Origin of the sequence: uncultured Slackia sp. (assembly GCF_934630525.1) — a bacterium.
In the GTDB taxonomy this organism is placed as follows: Bacteria; Actinomycetota; Coriobacteriia; order Coriobacteriales; family Eggerthellaceae; genus Slackia.
The window spans coordinates 133,537-151,745 of the sequence record NZ_CAKTVX010000001.1 but is presented as its reverse complement, the minus strand read 5'-3'; the positions used below and the strand labels follow the sequence as shown (position 1 = coordinate 151,745).

The 18,209-nt window shown below is 58.8% G+C and carries 16 protein-coding genes and 3 tRNA genes; 1 reads left to right on the top strand and 18 read right to left on the bottom strand.

Annotation, left to right across the window (positions count from 1 at the left end; translation table 11 throughout):
• Window positions 1–88: 88 nt before the first annotated feature.
• The 16 genes from Q0D41_RS00625 to Q0D41_RS00550 all read right to left on the bottom strand — a co-directional run bounded on the left by Q0D41_RS00625 (window position 89) and on the right by Q0D41_RS00550 (window position 15,074).
• On the bottom strand, window positions 89–1,459 hold the full coding sequence (locus Q0D41_RS00625; protein WP_294373691.1) for a DUF512 domain-containing protein: 1,371 nt from the start codon (window positions 1,457–1,459) through the stop codon (window positions 89–91).
• Between the two features lie 70 nt (window positions 1,460–1,529).
• Complete coding sequence (locus Q0D41_RS00620) at window positions 1,530–2,732, bottom strand: murein hydrolase activator EnvC (RefSeq protein ID WP_294373688.1); 1,203 nt, start codon at window positions 2,730–2,732, stop codon at window positions 1,530–1,532.
• Between the two features lie 100 nt (window positions 2,733–2,832).
• Window positions 2,833–3,660 (bottom strand): 4-hydroxy-3-methylbut-2-enyl diphosphate reductase, encoded by an 828-nt coding sequence (ispH, locus tag Q0D41_RS00615; RefSeq protein ID WP_294373685.1) that lies wholly within the window; start codon window positions 3,658–3,660, stop codon window positions 2,833–2,835.
• A gap of 139 nt (window positions 3,661–3,799) precedes the next feature.
• Window positions 3,800–4,624, bottom strand: coding sequence for a 1-acyl-sn-glycerol-3-phosphate acyltransferase (locus Q0D41_RS00610; RefSeq protein WP_294373682.1), 825 nt, complete (start codon window positions 4,622–4,624; stop codon window positions 3,800–3,802).
• Window positions 4,625–4,633: 9 nt separating this feature from the next.
• Window positions 4,634–5,314 carry a (d)CMP kinase gene (gene cmk / locus Q0D41_RS00605; RefSeq protein WP_294373681.1) on the bottom strand — a complete coding sequence of 227 codons (681 nt, stop codon included), beginning with the start codon at window positions 5,312–5,314 and terminating at the stop codon, window positions 4,634–4,636.
• Window positions 5,315–5,329: 15 nt separating this feature from the next.
• Window positions 5,330–6,664: a 3-phosphoshikimate 1-carboxyvinyltransferase gene (gene aroA, locus Q0D41_RS00600; protein WP_294373677.1), complete on the bottom strand. Its 1,335-nt coding sequence runs from the start codon at window positions 6,662–6,664 to the stop codon at window positions 5,330–5,332.
• A 314-nt stretch (window positions 6,665–6,978) separates the two neighbouring features.
• A complete protein-coding gene (locus Q0D41_RS00595) occupies window positions 6,979–7,767 on the bottom strand; it encodes a pseudouridine synthase (protein ID WP_294373675.1) in 789 nt (262 codons plus the stop codon).
• 3 nt (window positions 7,768–7,770) lie between these two features.
• The gene (scpB, locus tag Q0D41_RS00590) at window positions 7,771–8,736 is read right to left on the bottom strand and encodes an SMC-Scp complex subunit ScpB (RefSeq protein ID WP_294373674.1); all 966 of its coding nucleotides are present in this window, start codon (window positions 8,734–8,736) and stop codon (window positions 7,771–7,773) included.
• Window positions 8,727–9,509, bottom strand: coding sequence for a ScpA family protein (locus tag Q0D41_RS00585; protein WP_294373672.1), 783 nt, complete (start codon window positions 9,507–9,509; stop codon window positions 8,727–8,729). The genes scpB and Q0D41_RS00585 overlap by 10 nt, the downstream gene beginning before the upstream one ends.
• Window positions 9,510–9,518: 9 nt before the next feature.
• A complete protein-coding gene (locus Q0D41_RS00580) occupies window positions 9,519–10,205 on the bottom strand; it encodes a site-2 protease family protein (protein WP_294373670.1) in 687 nt (228 codons plus the stop codon).
• 50 nt (window positions 10,206–10,255) lie between these two features.
• Window positions 10,256–10,717 carry a tRNA (cytidine(34)-2'-O)-methyltransferase gene (locus Q0D41_RS00575; protein WP_294373669.1) on the bottom strand — a complete coding sequence of 154 codons (462 nt, stop codon included), beginning with the start codon at window positions 10,715–10,717 and terminating at the stop codon, window positions 10,256–10,258.
• A gap of 2 nt (window positions 10,718–10,719) precedes the next feature.
• On the bottom strand, window positions 10,720–12,807 hold the full coding sequence (locus Q0D41_RS00570) for an ABC-F family ATP-binding cassette domain-containing protein (protein ID WP_294373666.1): 2,088 nt from the start codon (window positions 12,805–12,807) through the stop codon (window positions 10,720–10,722).
• Between the two features lie 93 nt (window positions 12,808–12,900).
• Window positions 12,901–14,592: a L,D-transpeptidase family protein gene (locus Q0D41_RS00565; RefSeq protein WP_294373664.1), complete on the bottom strand. Its 1,692-nt coding sequence runs from the start codon at window positions 14,590–14,592 to the stop codon at window positions 12,901–12,903.
• Between the two features lie 206 nt (window positions 14,593–14,798).
• Window positions 14,799–14,873: transfer RNA gene (locus tag Q0D41_RS00560), tRNA-Asn, on the bottom strand.
• A 45-nt stretch (window positions 14,874–14,918) separates the two neighbouring features.
• Window positions 14,919–14,993: transfer RNA gene (locus Q0D41_RS00555), tRNA-Asn, on the bottom strand.
• 6 nt (window positions 14,994–14,999) lie between these two features.
• Window positions 15,000–15,074 (bottom strand) — tRNA-Val (locus tag Q0D41_RS00550).
• Window positions 15,075–15,280: 206 nt separating this feature from the next.
• Here Q0D41_RS00550 and Q0D41_RS00545 point away from each other — a divergent pair.
• Entirely contained in the window at window positions 15,281–15,919 is a 639-nt protein-coding gene (locus tag Q0D41_RS00545; RefSeq protein ID WP_294373661.1) for a lactate utilization protein, read from the top strand.
• Between the two features lie 270 nt (window positions 15,920–16,189).
• Here Q0D41_RS00545 and Q0D41_RS00540 read toward each other — a convergent pair whose 3' ends face one another.
• Together Q0D41_RS00540 and nrfD are read right to left on the bottom strand one after the other, a co-directional pair.
• Window positions 16,190–16,948: a molecular chaperone gene (locus Q0D41_RS00540; protein WP_294374431.1), complete on the bottom strand. Its 759-nt coding sequence runs from the start codon at window positions 16,946–16,948 to the stop codon at window positions 16,190–16,192.
• Between the two features lie 69 nt (window positions 16,949–17,017).
• Entirely contained in the window at window positions 17,018–18,199 is a 1,182-nt protein-coding gene (nrfD, locus tag Q0D41_RS00535) for an NrfD/PsrC family molybdoenzyme membrane anchor subunit (protein ID WP_244595040.1), read from the bottom strand.
• Between the last annotated feature and the right edge of the window lie 10 nt (window positions 18,200–18,209).

Here is an 18,209-nt window from a genome sequence, read left to right as displayed (position 1 = left end):
GCGCCAATCGAGCACCAGGCTCGGACCGGCGCATGGGGTTTCGCGGCGTGGCCGCATCGCGCCTAGCGCAACACACTTGCAATTTCGCCTAATAGCCAACGACCAGTTCTTCAATTTCGGCGAGGTATTCAGGCACGCTGCATGATACCACGGTCACGGGCACGCCCGACGTGTCGCGAATATCGTCCACGGTCATATCATCAAGCGTATAGCCGTTGGAGTTGAACATGATCTTCGGAAGCACCACGTAGTCGCGAGCGGAAATGCCGCGAATCGCCATAGCCACGTCGAAACCGCACAGAAGGCCTGTGACGTCGACGTTGCCGCCGAAGTGGTTGTTCTTCACCACGAGCGGCACCAGGCGGCCCTTGGTGGGAGCCTCTTCCATCAAACGAGCCATGCAGGGGCGCTGTGCCTCGCCGAAGATGTAGTACACGCGCGCATCTTCCTCTTCGAGCACTTCGGCCAAATGCTCGAGTTGCTCGGCGCACGATTCCCATTCGTCGACCGACGTGCGCACGATGCCAATGCCGTCTTCAAACATCTCGAAGTTGCCGTAGTGTTCGGTGGGCGGAAGGTGCTCGAGCAGGCTGTCGGGGTACGCGTTGCAGTAAAACTCATCGGCCAAATACACCCACGGAAAGCCGCGCTCGGCCAAGGCGTGCTTTTGCATGGGCTCCACGGTGTCAATCACGTCAAGAGCGGCATCGACGTCGTTATAGCTCTTCTCGAACGAGCACTGGTGCTTGGTATATCCAAGTGGCACAATGCCAATATTCAGAATCCCAGGATGCATATAAGCCCAGGTGAGCGTTTTCTGCAGTTCGAGGCCATCGTTATAGCCGGGAGTGAGCACGATTTGAGCATCGAACTCGATGCCAGCATCGAGCAACCTCTCGAGCATCTCGATGCCATGCGGCGCATGCTTTCCGATCATTTTGCGGCGCACCTCGGGCGTGATGCAGTGCAGCGAAAGACGCAAAGGCGAGATATGCCGCTCGACGATTTCCTCAAAATCGTCTTCGGTCAAATTCGTGAGCGTGACGAAATTGCCCTGCAGAAAACTCAGACGCCAATCGTCGTCGCGCAGCACGAGCGAAGCGCGCGCGTCTTCGGGGAGCTGGCGCATGAAGCAGAACACACAGGCATTGCGGCACGTTTTGATTTTATCGAACACGGCGCCGTCGAATTCGATGCCCCAATCTTCGCCCTCGTCGCGGAAGAGGTCGACCTCACCCGCCTCGCCATCGGTATCGACGTACGCAACTGTGATTTCCTCGCCATCGGCATACCACCGCCAGTCGAGCACATCGCGCAAAGGGTTTCCGTCGACGGAAAGAATACGACAGCCCGGCGTGAAGCCCGCGTCATCGAACGGCGAGCCCTCTGCAACGCTGATGATTTCGCCGCCGCCTTCGGGCGCACCCGGATATTCGTGCACATAGCGGCTCTCTGCCATGCACACTCCTTTCCTCAATACGAAAGCGGGCGGCCGCACGCCGCCCGCAAAATGTCACATTCGATAAATGCTACCAGCCGAAATAGGCCGCCGGGTTCACGGCCGTGCCCGTTACGCCATTGCTGCACCCCGTATTGATTTGGAAGTGCAGGTGGGGGCCGGTGGAGAAGCCCGTGCTGCCAGAAATCGAAATCTGTTGGCCGGCGGAAACGCGCTGGCCAACCGAAACGAGTACCTGAGAATTGTGCAGGTACCACGTTACCAAGCCGCCGCCATGGTCGACCGTAACGGCGATGCCGCCCGTGCCAAACCAACCGGCCGTGGTAACCGTGCCATCAGCCATGCAGTAGACAGGCTCATACGAGCTCGAAAGGTCGACGCCTTGATGGAAGTCGCCAATGGAGGGTCGCCAGCCAAAACCGCTCGTGACATACTTGCCAGGAGCCGGGTTCACCCAGCCCGAAACGCTGCCGGAATAGCTCGCGGAAGAACTGTTCGACGAGCTGGAGTTTGACGAGCTCTGCTGAATGGCCCTTTGGGCGGCCGCCGCAGCTTCCTCTTCCTTCTTTTTGGCCTCTTCGGCGCTCATGCGCGTTTGCTCAGCCTCGGCGAGAATGGCGGAAATATCGCTGTTCATGTCGTCGTACTGCTTCTGCAGGGCTGCCTGAGCGGTTTCCAGCTCTTCCTTGGCTGCCTTGGCGTTGGCGAGCTCTTCCGCCGCGACCTTTTCCTGCTTGGAGTATTCGGCATGGGCCGCCTCGGCTTCAGCCTTGGCGTCTTTGTTCTGCTGCACCAATGCGGCATCTTGCTGGCTGATGCGCTCAACGGAATCCCAGTTGGTAACGAAGTCGTCGAACGACTGGGAACCGAAGATGACGTCGATCATGCTCATGCTGCCTTCGCGATAGATCGAATTCGCGCGTTTGGCCAGCTGGTTGCGCGTGCTTTCGATGAGCGACTGGGCCTCATCGATGCGCTGCTGGGCGGCATCCATGGCAGCAACGGCAGCCTCGTGGGCGTCGTTTGCGGTGTTGTAGCGCTCGAGCGCTTCATTGTATTGCGTTTGAAGAGAATCGAGCTTGGCCTTCATTTCGTCGGCTTCAGCCTGCTTCGAGGCGGCAGACGCGGCGAGTTCGTCGGCTTTCGCGTTCAATTCATCGGATTCGGCGGCGTATGCCAGCCAAGGGAAAAGCATCGCGCATCCCGCGATGCCGGCAGCTTTCAAGAAATTGCGGCGCGTCCAGCCGCGAAGTTCAGAGCCAGTTTCGTTCATAGCGTGGTTGCTCCTTAATCTGTCGTTGCGCACCCCGCAATGCGAGAATGCGCAGACCAACAGACTGATTTTAGCAGGAAACACATGCGACGAGAAGCAATTACATTGCTTCCAAACATTCCACCACTTCTTGGATTTGATCGGCAGGGGTTGAGGCGCCAGCAGTCACACCCACGGTTTTGCAGCCCTCGAACCACGAAGCGTCCAGTTCATCGGCGCCTTCCACGAAGTGGGACTTCTCGCAGTGTGCCCTGCAAATCTCGAAGAGATGCGTGGTGTTCGACGAGTTCTTGCCGCCCACGATAACGATGGCGTCGACTTCCCCAGCAAGGCGCGCGGCCGATTCCTGGCGCTGGCGCGTCGCGAAGCAGATCGTGTTTTTCACGGTAGGCTCAATGCCGCGCGCGCGAATAGCCTCGACTACCGATTCGAGCTTTTCGGTGCTTTGGGTCGTTTGCACCACAACGCCAACGGGCTCGACAAGCTCATCGGGCAACTCGTCGGCATTGGCAACCACGACAGCGCGCTCGCCCGCATGACCGCACAGCCCGCGCACCTCGGGATGGTCGGCGCGGCCCACAACCACCACGGTACCGCCCATATCGCGAAGCTGCGCAGCGGAGCGCTGGGCCTTGGCCACATGGGGGCACGTCGCGTCAATGACGGTAAGCCCTCGTTCGCGCAACGTCGCGAGCACGTCAGGCTCCACACCGTGGCTGCGAATGATTACAATGCCCTCTTGCACGTCATCGGGCGATGCGGCAACGTGCACGCCATTGGCGTCGAGCTCTTCGACAACCTTGGGGTTGTGGATCAAGGGTCCAAGCGTATAGGTGTCTTCATCGTCGAGCATGGCAGCGTTTGCCATATCGAGCGCACGCTCGACTCCGTAGCAAACGCCAGCATGTTTGGCGCGAATCACTTCCACGGGCACATCCTCCTTGTTTGGCGGGGCATTGCGCGACCCCGGCATTTTTTCTTATCGAATAACAGGCGAAGCGCGACGTTCCGCTCGCGCGACATGACGCGTTCGAAGCCCATCGGATTGCCGCCTAGGCGAGCATGCGCTAGGCAAGCGGGCGCGAGAGCACTTTCCCCGCAAGTTCAGCGGAAAAATCGCGCGCTTCGGGGAACAGGGCTTTCATGTCCACGTCCTCGCGGTTCACATCGTCGCGAAGCGCATAGCACTCGCGCATGGCGTACCACGAAACAGCATCGAGACGGTCTTCCTTGGGCAGGAAGTCGAAATCTTCCAGGTAAATGGGGGCGCCGAACACCACCGTGACCTTCGGAAAATGCATGCGCTCGCCCTTGCGCTTAATGGCATCGACGTTGCGAATGGACGACGGAACGATGGGCGCCTTGCCCATGCGCGCGATAAACGCCGCGCCGCCGTGCAATTCCGGCTCGGCCGTGCCACGGCCGCGACGCGTGCCTTCAGGGAAAATGCCTACGCTTTCGCCGCGCTTCAGCATGACCGATGCGCGCTTGATCGCCGCACGGTCGGCGGAGCCGCGCTTAATGGGAAACGCCCCGACGCGCGAAATCACCTGGCCCGCAAGGCCGCCGGCGTTGGCGAACATGTTGTCGCGCGCCATGAACCGCACCCATTGCTTCGGACGTGCAGCAATCCACAAAAACGCCGGATCGAGGTAGGAAACATGGTTGCCAATGACCACCGCGCCGCGCTTGCCATCGAACTGGCGCAGGTTTTCGATACCTTCGACTTTGTAGCGGAAGGCGATTTTGAACGCAATGAAAATAATCGCGTACACGATGTTGCCAACGAAGTGCCCGACGCGCTTCGGGGCGCTCTCGCCTTCTCTTACCTTTTCAAGCCCGTCAACAGGGTCGATGGGCATATCCCACATGTCTTTGTATGCGAGAAACACGCGTTCCTCCTATGCGTTCGCGCCAGCAGCGCGCGCCATATCGCAGATTTGCTCGATGATTTCGTCGATCGTAAAACCGGTGGAATCGATGCATTTCGCATCGGCGGCGGCAACGAGCGGCGAGGTCTCGCGGGCGGAATCGAGTTCATCGCGCCTCACGATGTCAGCGAGCACCTCATCGAAATCGACGGACCCAATGCCACGAGCTTCGTTTTGCGCCACGCGGCGACGCGCGCGCTCTTCGTTGCTTGCGGTAAGGAATACCTTGACTTCAGCCCGGGGGAACACGACCGTGCCAATATCGCGACCCTCGACCACGTAATCGCCCTGCGAGCCGATGCGACGCTGCTGATCGACGAGTGCCTCGCGCACTTCGGAGTGCTTCGAGGCGGAACTCACCGACCTGTCGATGCGTGCCGTGCGAATGTCGCTCGTCACGTCAACGCCATCGATGAACACCTGCTTCGGCGCTGGATTGCCCGGCTCATGGGAAAAGGAAATCGCACGCTCGCGTGCAATTTCGCCCAAAGCGGCAGAATCCTCAAGAGAGACGCCATGCTCGAGCGCATACCATGCGATGCTTCGGTACATCGCACCCGTGTCGAGGCAGTTGAAGCCAAGCGCCTTCGCGACCGATTTGGACACAGTCGACTTACCGGCTCCAGAAGGGCCGTCAATAGCAATAATCATGAATAGTTTGCCTTTCTAGCGCTCACGAACAAGCGAGCGAATGTCGGAAAGAAACGCGGGGTAGCTTACCGCACACGACTCGAAATCGGCAACCTGAACGGGACAATTGCCCGAAAGACCCGCAAGTGCCCATGTCATGGCGAGACGATGGTCTTTGCCGGTTTCGAACTTCACGCCTTCGGGAATCACCAAATCGGGGTTGCCCTCGATGAACAGGTCGCTGCCATCGGCCCAGGCGTCGACGCCGATCTTCGTAAGGCCGTCGATAACAGCGGCCACGCGGTCGGTTTCCTTCACGCGCAGCTCATCGACGCCGCGGAATACCGTGATGCCCTTCGCGTGCGCCGCGACGAGCGCGAGCACGGGGACTTCGTCGACGAGCGACGGAATTTTATCAGCGGGAACCTCGCAACCGTGGAGCTTATCGCAGTATTGCACCGAAATGATGCCCGAGAGTTCCTTGCCCGACGACGACACACTGCGACGCGATGCGTCGACGCCCATTTGCTCGAGCGTGCGCAAAAAGCCGATGCGAGCAGGATTGAGCGACACGCCTTCGATTTGAATGGCGCTGCCCGGAATAAGGGCGGCAGCGCACGCGATGAACGCCGCCGAAGACGGGTCACCCGGAACCACGACTTCGGACGCTTTAAGCGTTGTGGGGCCGACGACTTCCGCGACACCCGAAGCAGCCGTGGTATGGGCGCCGAATTCGGGCAGCATGAGCTCGGTATGGTTGCGACTCGGCGAAGGCTCCGTGACGCGCGTGGTGCCATCGGCGGAAAGGCCAGCGAGCAGAATCGCGGTTTTCACCTGGGCCGACGCAACAGGCGCATCGTAATCGAGCGCCTTGAGGTTGCGCGTGCCACGAATCGTGAGCGGCAGCGTGTCTTGGCCTTCAGGCAAAAACTTCGCGCCCATCCTCGAAAGCGGGCCCGAAACGCGACGCATGGGGCGGCGGCGAAGCGAATCGTCACCGGTGAGCTCAACCTCGATATCCCACGGGGCAAGAATGCCCATGAGCAAACGCGTCGTGGTGCCGGAATTGCCGCAATCGATTGGCTCGCCAGGCGCAATGGGACCCTTCGCGCCCCAACCCGTGATGCCGCCATACAGGCTTCCATCGGGAGCTTTTTCCAAGTTCACCTTGGCGCCGAGCTTGCTTACCGCGCCAAGGGAGCTGCGCACGTCTTCAGAATCGAGCACGCCCGAAAGGCGCGAGGTGCCTTCGGCCATCGCCGCGAAAAGCACCGCGCGATGCGAAATGGATTTGTCGCCCGGCACCGAGATGCTGCCGATAAGCGGGCCGTTAACCGGCTCGATAGTCGTAAGGTTTTCCTGGGCAGTCATATCGCCCCTCCTCATTCCCGCGAATCCACCAATCCTGTCGTTTGCGTTCGCTCCCCTTGATCCGCTTCGGTCAAGTCCCGCTCGCGACGAACAGCACATGAGGTGCTGTTCTGCTCGTGCGGAATCTAGCGGCCCGAGGGGAGCGCACGCAAACAAGTGATTCTGCGCCTTGCCGTTCACCTCGAACCTCGCGATACGCAAGATTCCGCACGAGCCGGAAGCCACGTAATGTGGCTTTCGCGCGAGCCAGGACCTGCCCGAAACAGAGCTTGAAGTCCGAGGCGAACGGCAACGGCTGGTTGCCTATCGAAATTCTAGCACGCCTTGTACTCCATGCCAGCGGCTTGGCGAAGGGCTTTCACCTCAGCATCGCTGAGCTCGCGCCATTGCCCTTCTGGCAGGCCATCCAAGGCAAGCGGTCCGAAGTTCGAGCGATGCAGCTGCAGCACCTCGTGGCCGACTGCCGAACACATGCGTTTCACCTGGCGCTTCCTGCCTTCATGGATGGTAATTTCCACATCGGTTTTGCCTTTGGCGATGCGTTCGATACGCACCTGGGCGGGCAACGTGGGGCCGTCATCGAGTTCGATTCCGTGCTCAAGGGTTTGCGCCTGCTCTTGCGACATAATGCCCGCGACGCGCGCATGGTACGTTTTATCGACATGGTGGCGCGGGTGCAGCAAGCTGTTTCCGAGTTCTCCGTCGGTCGAGAACAGCAGAAGACCCGTGGTGTCCATATCGAGGCGCCCCACAGGGAAAAGCCCAGGAAAGCGATCGGTAGGCACAAGGCTTGCCACGCAGGGACGCCCGTGAGGGTCGGACATGGTGGTCAAATAGCCGGCGGGCTTGTTGAGCATGATAGTGACCGACGAATCGAACAGGCGCACGATCACGCCGTCGACCTCGACCACATCGCACAGCGGATCCACCTTGCTGCCGAGCTCGGTCACCACTTCCCCGTTCACGCGCACGCGGCCCGCAGTCATGAGATTTTCGCTTCCGCGACGGCTCGCGGCGCCCGCTCGCGCAAGGAACTTCTGCAGGCGCATGGGAACAATGGCCTCGCCGTTCGGGCCAAACTGGGTGGGCTTGGGGTCGCTCATCGGCTAGGCCTCGCTTTCGTCGTTGCTCGCAGCGTCTTCGGTATTGCAAGCGCCATCTTCGGCGCCAGCCAAATCGCTTCTGCGGCGGCGCGCGTCGCCCTCGACGTCGCGAACGTCGGCTTCTGCACCGTGTGCATCACCTTCAGCGCCTCGCGCGGCTTCTTCGTTGCCTTCATCGACCGACCATACCGATTCAGGCATGCCGAAAGCCTGGGCGATCGCGTCGCCCATATTCGATGCTGCGGCGAGCTCGTCGCCTTCCCCGCCTTCAATCGCAGGCGCGAAATCGCCCACGATGCGCTCGCTTTCGTCAAGGCCCAAATCGAGCGTCAAATCGTCATCGAAAAGCGTCGCGGCCTGCTCTTCGTGGGCCTTGCGCGTGGCGCCCAAACGCTCGCGAATGAGCTCGCGGCTCTGCTCGTCGGGCGCAAAATCTTCCAAATTCGGCAAGTCGCGCGTTGACGCAAGGCCGAATTTCTCCAAGAACGTACGCGATGTGGCATAGAGAATCGGCTGGCCGGGCGCATTCTTATCGCGTCCCGCCTCGCGCACGAGACCCTTTTCGACAAGGGAATTAATCGGGCTGTCGGAATTCACGCCGCGCACCGATGTCACGCCAGCGCGTGTAATAGGTTGGTTGTACGCGATGACGGCAAGCGTTTCCAGAGCCGCCTGCGTAAGCTTGCGCGTGTCCCACGACAGCACGTATTTCTCGATAAGCCCATGGTGGCGCGGGTGCGTATAGAAGCGCCAACCGCCCGCAACCTCGCGCAGCTGGACGCCGCGATCTTCTGCCTCGAGGCGCGCACGAATCGCATCGAGGGCCGCTTCGACGGCTTTCAGATCGGCCTCGAGCATCTCGGCTATCGTAAGCGCGCCCACTGGCTCGTCGCTCACGAACAGCAACGCCTCAATGGCTCCGGAAATATCGGGCGATTGCACTTCCCCATGCTCTTCCATTACGTCCATTGCTCCTCATCAGATTCGGTGAAGACGAGCTCGCCGCTGCCTTCGATATAGTCGATGCGAATGTCGGCGAACGAGCCCGTTTGCTCAAGCGAAACCATGCCGCGCTTGTACAGCTCGAGTATCGCCAGGAAATTGACCACGCGCAGCTGCAAGGTGGGCGCCGCCTCCAAAAGCTCGCTGAACATCATGCGCTTACGCATGCTGATACGCCTATGGATTGCGCGCACATGCGTTTCCACGGGAATGGGCTTCGCCGCGATATGTTCGCTTTCGAGTAGGAACACCTCGCGCCGCGCCATGACCTCGGCGCACAAAAACGCGAGCGAATCGAGCGTGGTCGCCTCCAGATAATCGGGCATAATTCCCAAAAATTCCTGGTCAGGGCCGCAAAGACGCGGATGCATGCGCCCTTCGAGCTCGAAGCGGCTTTTCAGGGCTGCGGCCGCATTCTTATATTGCTTATAGGCGATGAGCTTTTCGATGAGAATTTCTCGCGCTTCATTCGGGGAAAGCTCCTCAAGCTCGTCTTCGACCTCGCTTTTCTCGCTGGGAATGAGCGAGGCGGCTTTAATGTCGAGCAATGTCGACGCCACAAGCAGAAAATCGCTCGCGACATCTAGATCGAGCTTTTGCATGCGATCGATATAGGCCACGTATTGGTCGACAATTTCTGTGATTGAGATAGACCCGATATCGACCTTTTGACGGCTCACTAAGTAGAGCAGCAGGTCAAAAGGCCCTTCGAAGCTCTCTATGCGTACGCGATACGACACGCTGCACCGCTAGTAGATTTTGAACGGGAAGCAGAAATTCGCCAAATTGCCCGCCGTGACATCGAGATATATGCCGATGGGATTCACGTTGAAAAGGTACGGCACCAAAATGATCACGATCATGAACACGGGCAACGCGTACTGCTGAATGCGGTAATACGAACGCAGCTGCTTATCGTTAAGGAACAGCGCAATGATGCTCGAGCCATCGAGCGGCGGAATCGGAATGAGGTTGAAGAACATCAAATACAGGTTGATGAGCGTGAACATGGGCAAAAACATGAGATAGAAGTACTCGAACACCTCATTTGAACCCACGAGGCCCGGCGCATACGGGTACAGAATCCAGGCGACAAAAGCCGAGGCGAGCGCCATGAGCAAATTCGCCGCAGGACCAGCCAAGCCGACAATGGCCTCGCCTTTGCGCAGGTTCTTGAAATACATAGGGTTGTAAGGCACGGGCTTCGCGTAGCCGAACACCGGACCGCCCATGGCCATGAGCAGCAGCGGCATGAGCACCGTGCCGAACGGGTCGACGTGCTTGAGCGGGTTCAGACTCAAACGGCCCTGGCTTTTCGCAGTTGGGTCGCCGAGTTTGTGCGCAGCAAAGCCGTGCGCGACTTCATGCAACACAATGGCGGGCACGAAGCACAGGACGCTAATGATGATGTAGATGATGTATGACTGGCTAAACATAGTAATTTGATAGTGTATATCAAAACTCTCGCTTTAGCCAGACTGCCACACTATTGTAAATAAGGGTAGCCGTTTTGTCGCAAAGCCTCGAACGCCGCGATGGCCACAGCGTTGCTCAAATTCAAGCTGCGCATGCCATCGCGCATGGGAATGCGCACGCAGGCCGACGCGAAACGCTCCATCCAACGTTCGTCGAGCCCACGGCTCTCACGACCGAACACCAAATAGCATTCGTCGGAATACGCCACTTCACCAAACGTCGTGCTCGCATGACCCGTGAAAAGATGCAGCTCATCGGCAGCGTGCGCTTCGAAAAATTCCTCGGCGCATGCCCAGCGCACGATTTCGACGTCGTTCCAGTAATCGCAGCCCGCGCGGCGCAGATTGCGCTCGGTAATGCGAAAGCCCGCCGGCTCCACCACATGCAACCGCGCGCCGATGCATGCGCACGTGCGCGCGATGTTGCCCGTGTTCTGGGGGATTTCAGGTTCAACGAGAACGATATTCAGCATGGTTACGCCTGCTCCTGCTGCTTGCGCATTTCTTCTTCGAGCTCTTCGTTGAGCAAGAACCATTCCTCTTCCGCAGCGGCGATGCGCGCCTTAAGTTTGCCGTGTTCGGCGATGGCATCGGAACTTTCCGCTTCATTGATATAGAAATCGGGGTCGGCCATAAGCTCGAGCAGCTCTTTCATGCGGGCATTGTCGCGCTCGAGCTGGCGATCGAGCTCGGCGATACGCTTGCGATGATTCTTGAGCGCCGCATATGCGCGATTACGGGCTTCGGCCTCACGGCGCTTCTGCTCTTTCGTTTTCGGTGCGCTCGCACGCGGGGCCGTAAGCGGCTCAGCAGGCTTTGCGGGCGCGCCCTTCCGGCGATCGTTCCCCGATACGGTGGTTTTCGCCTTTTTCGATTTCGCCTTGGAGCGTGACGCTGAATCGTGCACCTCGCCTTCGGGCTGGTTCAAGAAATCGTCGAGCGAGCTCGCCGAAAGGTCGCTTCCGCCTTCAAGCTGGCCCGATTTGAACAGGTAATAGTCGTAATCGCCGTCATACACGGTCACCTTGCCAGGAACGACCTCGATAATGCGGTTCGCGACGTTGCGAATGAGGTGGCGGTCGTGCGTGATGAGCAGTACGGTGCCCTCGAAACGGTTGAGCGCCTGCTCAAGAATGTCGGCGCTCGCGATATCGAGGTGGTTCGTAGGCTCATCGAGGCACAGAAGCGGAGCGGGCGCCACGAGCATTTTCGCAAGTGCCAAACGACATTTCTCGCCACCGGAAAGCACGCTCACGCGCTTGTCGACAGCGTCATCGGTGAACAAGAACGCGCCGAGAAGGCTGCGAACCTGGCTCATGGTCCAACCAGGGGCAGCGTGGTCGAGCTCCTCGAACACGGTGTTGCCCGGGTAGAGCTCTTCAAGCTGATGCTGGGCGAAATAGGTTTTCGACACGTGCACGCCGTATTCGATGGTGCCCGCATCGGGCGCGAGCACGCCCGCGATCATTTTCAGAAGCGTCGACTTGCCAGCGCCGTTCGGGCCGACGAGCGCGACCTTCTCGCCGCGATACAGCGACAAATCGAGGCCATCGTAGACATGCTTCTCGCCGAAGTGCTTGACCACGCCGCTGCAGCGCACCACCATATCGCCCGTGCGCGGCGGCTGCACGAAGTTGAAGTGCACGGTCTTCTTTTCCTGAGGCACCACGATGCGCTCGATTTTCTCGAGCTTCTTCACGCGGTCTTGCACCTGCTTGGCCTTCGTGGGCTTGTAGCGGAACTTCTCGATAAAGGCTTCCATATGCGCGATTTCCTCAGCCTGGCGTTCGGCCTGCTGACGAAGGCGCTCGATATGCTCATCGCGCTGCTTCAGATACGCGGAATAGTTGCCCTTGTACAGCTCAAGACGGCCGGCATCAATCTCGGCGACGCGATCGACCATGTTGTCCATAAAGGCACGGTCGTGGCTTACCACGACAACCGCGCCGTCGTAGCCGCGCAAAAAGCCCTCAAGCCACTTCACGCTTTCAAGGTCGAGGTGGTTGGTGGGCTCGTCGAGCAGGAGCAAGTCGGGTTTGCGAATAAGCAGCTTGGCGAGCGCGATGCGCATTTGCCAGCCTCCCGAGAAATCGCCGGTATGGCGAGCCATGTCATCTTCCTTGAAGCCCAAACCGAACAACACGCTGCGCACCTGTGATTCAAGGCGGTACCCGCCGAGTGCCTCATAGCGCTCGCGCGCACGGCCGCACGCGGCAAGCTTCTCGGGAGTGGAATTTTCGTTCAAGCTCACCTCGAGCTCATGGAGGCGCTGCTCGGCCTCGAGAATTTCTTGCTGGCTCGAGATAACCTCGTCGAAAATGGAGCGGTCTTCCATCTCGATGGCTTCCTGCTCCAAATAGCCAACAACGGCACCCTTGGCGAACACCACATTGCCCGAATCGGCATCTTCATGCCCAGTAATGACCTTCAACATGGTAGTTTTGCCCGCGCCATTCGGGCCCACCAGCGCCAATCGATCATGGGCCTCAAGGCGAAAGCACGCGTCGGAGAATAGCGTTCTGCCGCCGAAGCTTTTCGTGAGATGCTCTACCTGCATAATCATGTGCGTTGCCTCTTCCTCTATCGCGCCTTGCGTCTTGGCGCAAGCAAGCCGCCCCGAAAGGCGGCCTGCGATAATTGCATTACATAGTGGCGCTTACCAGTGCACGATAACCGGGTCGCCGTTTTGAATGATGCCGTAAATCTCGGCCGCCTTATCGGTGGGCAGGTTCACGCAGCCATGGCTGCCGTACGTCTTGTAAGCATCGGGATTGCTGAATACCGAAGAAGGCTGCCAGCTGGCGTCGTGAAGGCCTACCAGATTGCCCACAAACGGCATCCAGTATTGCACCTCAGATTCCCATTCGTACTTGCCATCCTCTTTCTTCGGACCGCGCAGCATCGAGGGACTCTGGTGGGTTTTAAGATAATAGGTGCCCGTAGGGGTCGCATCGCCACCGCCGGGTTTGCCCGAAACAATGCCCGACTCCCAAAGCAGGTTGCCCGACGCGTCGTAATAGCGCGCATGTTGCTCGGTAAGGTCAACGTCGCAATAGGCGCCCCAATCCATGCCTGGCGCCGTAAACCCGTTGCCCGTTTGCGAGCACGGTACAGAGATTTCGCCTTGGCTTCCGTTGGTAACGGCGTCCTCAATGGTCGACACGAGCGACGAGGTATCAACGGCCCAACCGTAATCGCCGCCACTCACGCTCACCTGCTTGCCATCGCCACGCGTGTAGGTTCGCGTGGAGCCTACCGTGTTCAGCGAGGCAACAAGGGCGTTCGCCCATTCGCTCATAACGGCCTCGTTGAAGACGGGAGCGTAGTTTTCGTCGAAGGTTACCCATTGGGAAATCACATCGGCATTGATTTGCGTGATGTCTTCCGTCGTATTGGCGAGTTGCGCCACAAGCGTCACGTCACACGCGACAAGCTTGTTCGCGGCTTCGGTTCCCTGAATCAGGCGAGAATCGGTCGAGAGCACCTGGGGCTTGATAACCACGTCATCGCCGATTTTGAGCGTGTCTTGCATGCTGAGCATGGCGGTGATCGCCTGCTGCACGACTTCTTCCGCATCGAGCTGCGAACCGTTGACCTCGGGCTGGATTATGTAGCTGTGCGACTCGGCGTCGTAGACGATCGCGGCATCTTCGGAAGCAGTTTGACCCGCGTTGAATTCCTCGATTTCCTCAGTGAGCAGGTTGCGAAGCGCCGTCGAGTCGGCCGAAGCGGTCAGATTCTCGGTAGCGTCATGCGTACCCCACATGTTCACAAACCACAGCGCGGGATTCATGCCGCCCTTCGCGGCAGCAATCACCTTGTCGGAATCGAGCTGAATGCCACCCTGCTTCGCGGTGATATTCGTAGAAAAGCCCTCGCCCGAAATCGAAAGCGCGTATGATTTCTCGGCCGATTCGAGTTCATCGACAGCTTGGTCGAACGGCTTCATGGACAAATCGAAATTGCCCAACGTGGTGTTCGGGTAGAAGCGGCCCATGAATACAACGGCGCCCGCGACGTACACGACAAGCAGAAGCGCCACAACGACGAGCGCAGCAATTGCAGCAGGGTTGCGCCTGCGCCCTTCAGCGAACTTCTGGGAACCAGCAGTTCCGCCCGGAACCTTGCCCCCCGGGTAAGCCGCATCGGGGGCCGCGCTAAAACGATGGGGACCGTGGCCGCTCGTCTGAACCGGATTAACGCCACCGCTCATTGAACCCAAATCGAAATCGGACGACATGGAGGGCTTCGCCGCATGAGCGGCACTTTCTGCCTTGTCCAACTGAGGGAATGCCTCAGAGCGATGCGGTTTTTGTTGCTTATTTTGAGATGCGTGCTTGCCTTCCACGGCAGTCACCCTTCTTTGAATCGAACACAGCACGACTGTTACGAAGTCGTAAATCAGAAGTATAGCAGCGAAAATGCTTCAGACGATTCTTTGAGGGAGGCCTCGACGAATGCGCCATATGTTGCACACGATAGACGGGGCGAAAATGTTGCAGAATCGAGCAAGATACAAAAAGAGCTCGCATTGCACGAGCCCGAAGTTTTGGATGGCTCCCCGGGTAGGATTCGAACCTACAACCTATCGGTTAACAGCCGAGTGCTCTGCCGTTGAGCTACCGAGGAATATGCGAAATCAAAAGCCGCCCTAAGGCGGCTTCAAATTTTGAATGGCTCCCCGGGTAGGATTCGAACCTACAACCTATCGGTTAACAGCCGAGTGCTCTGCCGTTGAGCTACCGAGGAATGAAATGGTGGGCGTTATAAGATTTGAACTTATGACCTCTTCCGTGTGAAGGAAGCGCTCTCCCCCTGAGCCAAACGCCCATTTCTTTCGTGCGCCGCAGCGCGAAAATGTATATTACGCACTTTCCCCCTTCGGTGCAAGCATTATTTTCAACTTTTTTCGAAGACGCATGGCAAATGCGCCTTCTTTTCCCTACGACCTGGAAAAACGGGAGAAAGATATTTTGTACCAGAAAAAGGTGCGACAATGCACATGATGCATTCGTTACCGAAACCAAGGGGGAATCATGGCCGATCCTCGCAAAGACGCCTTTGCCACCACGTCGAAAACGATTATCAAGAATCTTGAGCGAGCTGGAATGGAGGGCTACTTCTGTGAAACGTCCGCCGACGCGCGCGAGCTCGTGAAGTCCCTTGTGCCCGAAGGCTCGAGCATCGCGTGGGGCGGCACCGAGACTTTCAAGGAAACCGGCGTGAAGGAAATGCTCGAAGCGGGCGCCTACACCATGCTCGACCGCGCGAAAGCAACCACGCCCGAAGAGCAGCGAGCCATCTATCTGCAGCACTTCGATTCCGATTTCTTCTTCATGAGCGCCAATGCGCTTACGCTCAAAGGCGAGCTCGTGAACATCGACGGCAACTCCAACCGCGTAGCATGCCTCTCGTTTGGACCAAAGCACGTTATTGTGCTCGTGGGCATGAATAAAATCGCTAAGGACGTTGAAGAGGGCCTCAAGCGCGTACGCACCATGGCGTGCCCGCCGAACGCCGCCCGCCTGCACACAGGCACGCCCTGCGAAACGGTAGGTGTATGCGGCATGTGCCACGAGCCGGGCTGCATGTGCTGCAACACCGTCATCACGCGCCATAGCCGCCACGCTGGCCGCATTAAAGTCATTCTCATCGCAGAAGACCTGGGCTTCTAAACGAAAAAGCCGGGAGCATATGCTCCCGGCGATTACTTATTTGCCCATCGCAAACCAGCAATCCCTATTGCTAATTCCCGGCATTAGCCCTAAACCACGGCTTCCCTCGCCTCGTGCGATATCTCCATAGCAGGTCCTCTCAACTCGCGCAAGCCACCCCTATGGCCGCCCGCATGCCCCTGTGAATTAGCGAGCATCGTCTTGAACGGGCAGTAGAGCGCAAACCTCAAACACTATCAGCTATGTTACCGCTGACGACATATCCCCTCCTTACGCAACCAGTTCCAACAACGCTTGGATTAGCTGCAACAGAGGTGCGTAAAAACCGTTGGGGGATTCACGTTCTACCGCTTCGCGCAAGGCTGACATCCAGGAAAGCGGGCGGGTGCGCACGAAGTCGACAGCATGCTGCGCCGCGCTCAGGGCGTTTTGCGTATTCGCATCCGCGCCTTCGCTCACAGCAGAGGGAACACACCCTGCATCTGCGCCCCAATCCTCGCCTTCACCTGCTCGGCGGCATAATTCGCTTGCCAGCAGAAGCTCGATGCCCATATGGTCCTCGTACTGCCTACCCGCCTGCGCCAACTCCAAACCGTTGTCGCGCAAGGCCGTGCGCATCTGATGAGTCGCCTCGCCGAACCCGACGGCACAACCCTGCTGGCAGTAAAACGTCTCCCACGGGGCAACAGCCGGTTTCGGCGGCCCCACGAACAGATGCGCGAACTCCACCGATGCGCGTTGCACTCGATCATCAAAATTACTCGAGCCATCCCTGGCGTCTAAAATACTTACCCCAGTTTGCGCTTCCCACGATGCGGCCGCCGTCTCTTCGCGCCCGTCAAGATACTTCACCAGCTTATCTGCTGCATTCGCCACCTCGGCGTCTTCGCACGCCGCAAGCTCTTCCCATAGGCGAGCGTCAAATATAGCCGCACTCTGCACACCTGCCTGCAAGGGCGGCGTTAAAAGCGCGTTGCCGGCAATCGCCAGCCAGGGCGCCACCTGCGCAAACGTTTCCCTATCCACCATCAGCAATCCGCTACCTCTCACGAAAAAGGGAGCCGGTCACTAATTGCAACCGACTCCTACACGCCATAGCTATTGTTCACCACCGCATTTTGGCAGCACGCACTTCGATAGGATCATGTACGCCAGCGCACCCGCGCACACCACGCCCGCAAACACTACGACCTCCGGCAGCGTAGGCGCATACACGCCCAGCGTAGTCCACACGTCGCCGGCATCGCCTACCTGAGCGGCAGCCGTACCCAACGTAATGCCGTTGCCGCCATAGACGTTCGGCACGGTGAAGCTGGTGAGCAACAGCCACGCACGCTTGCAGAACACGCCAAGCACTATCAGCGCACTCGCCAGCACCACACACGCCGGTTTTTCGCGATTCCGAGCGAACACGAGTACCAAAAACGGCACAGCCAAGCCACCGATAATCTCAAACCAGAAGAACGGCGCCGTCTTGCCGGTGGCCATGATAGCCAGCGCCTCGGCCTCGCCCGCACCCGGGTAGCCCATGGTCAAACACTCGCAGGCGATGAAGAACGCGTCCACCGCCACGAACACCGCAAGCAGCCCCGCCAACGACTTCATCAAATCGCGGTCGAACTTGAACAACTTCGCACGGTCAAGCGCCAAAAGGCAGATAAGCAGCAATGCCAGACCCGAATCGCAGGCCGATGCCACAAAAATGGGAGCCATGATCGCCGAGTACCACGCCTTGGCAATCTGCAGGCCGAAAATCCATGCCGTCACGCTGTGCACCAGGATGGCAACCGGCAGCGCCACACGAGAGAGCACTGCCACCTTGCGCTCGTCGCCGCGCACCAACCACACCAGGTCAAGCACGTTGATGACCAGGTAGCACGTGATAACGATCATGTCCCACGCAAGCGGACTGATGAAGTTCAACCCCACGAACATGCGCCACACACGCGCCACGCCGCCAAGGTCGATGAGCACGAACGCGCCAGCACAGCAGATGCATACGATGGACGTGATGACCGCCGGCACCGACACGCGCTTAAACGACTCTATGCCGAACACGTGCGCCGAGCTTGCCACAATCAGACCGCCAGCCGACAGGCCGACGAAGAACATGAACGCCATGATGTACAGGCCCCATGAGTTGGAGTTGTTCATGCCCGTGATACCCAGGCCGTACATCTGCTGGGCAACCCAGCAGCCCACCGCGGCTAAAACCACCGCCGCCAACACGACAACAACCACCATAGTTCGCCCGCTGAACAGGGCTTTTCGCTTATCCATCCATCAACCC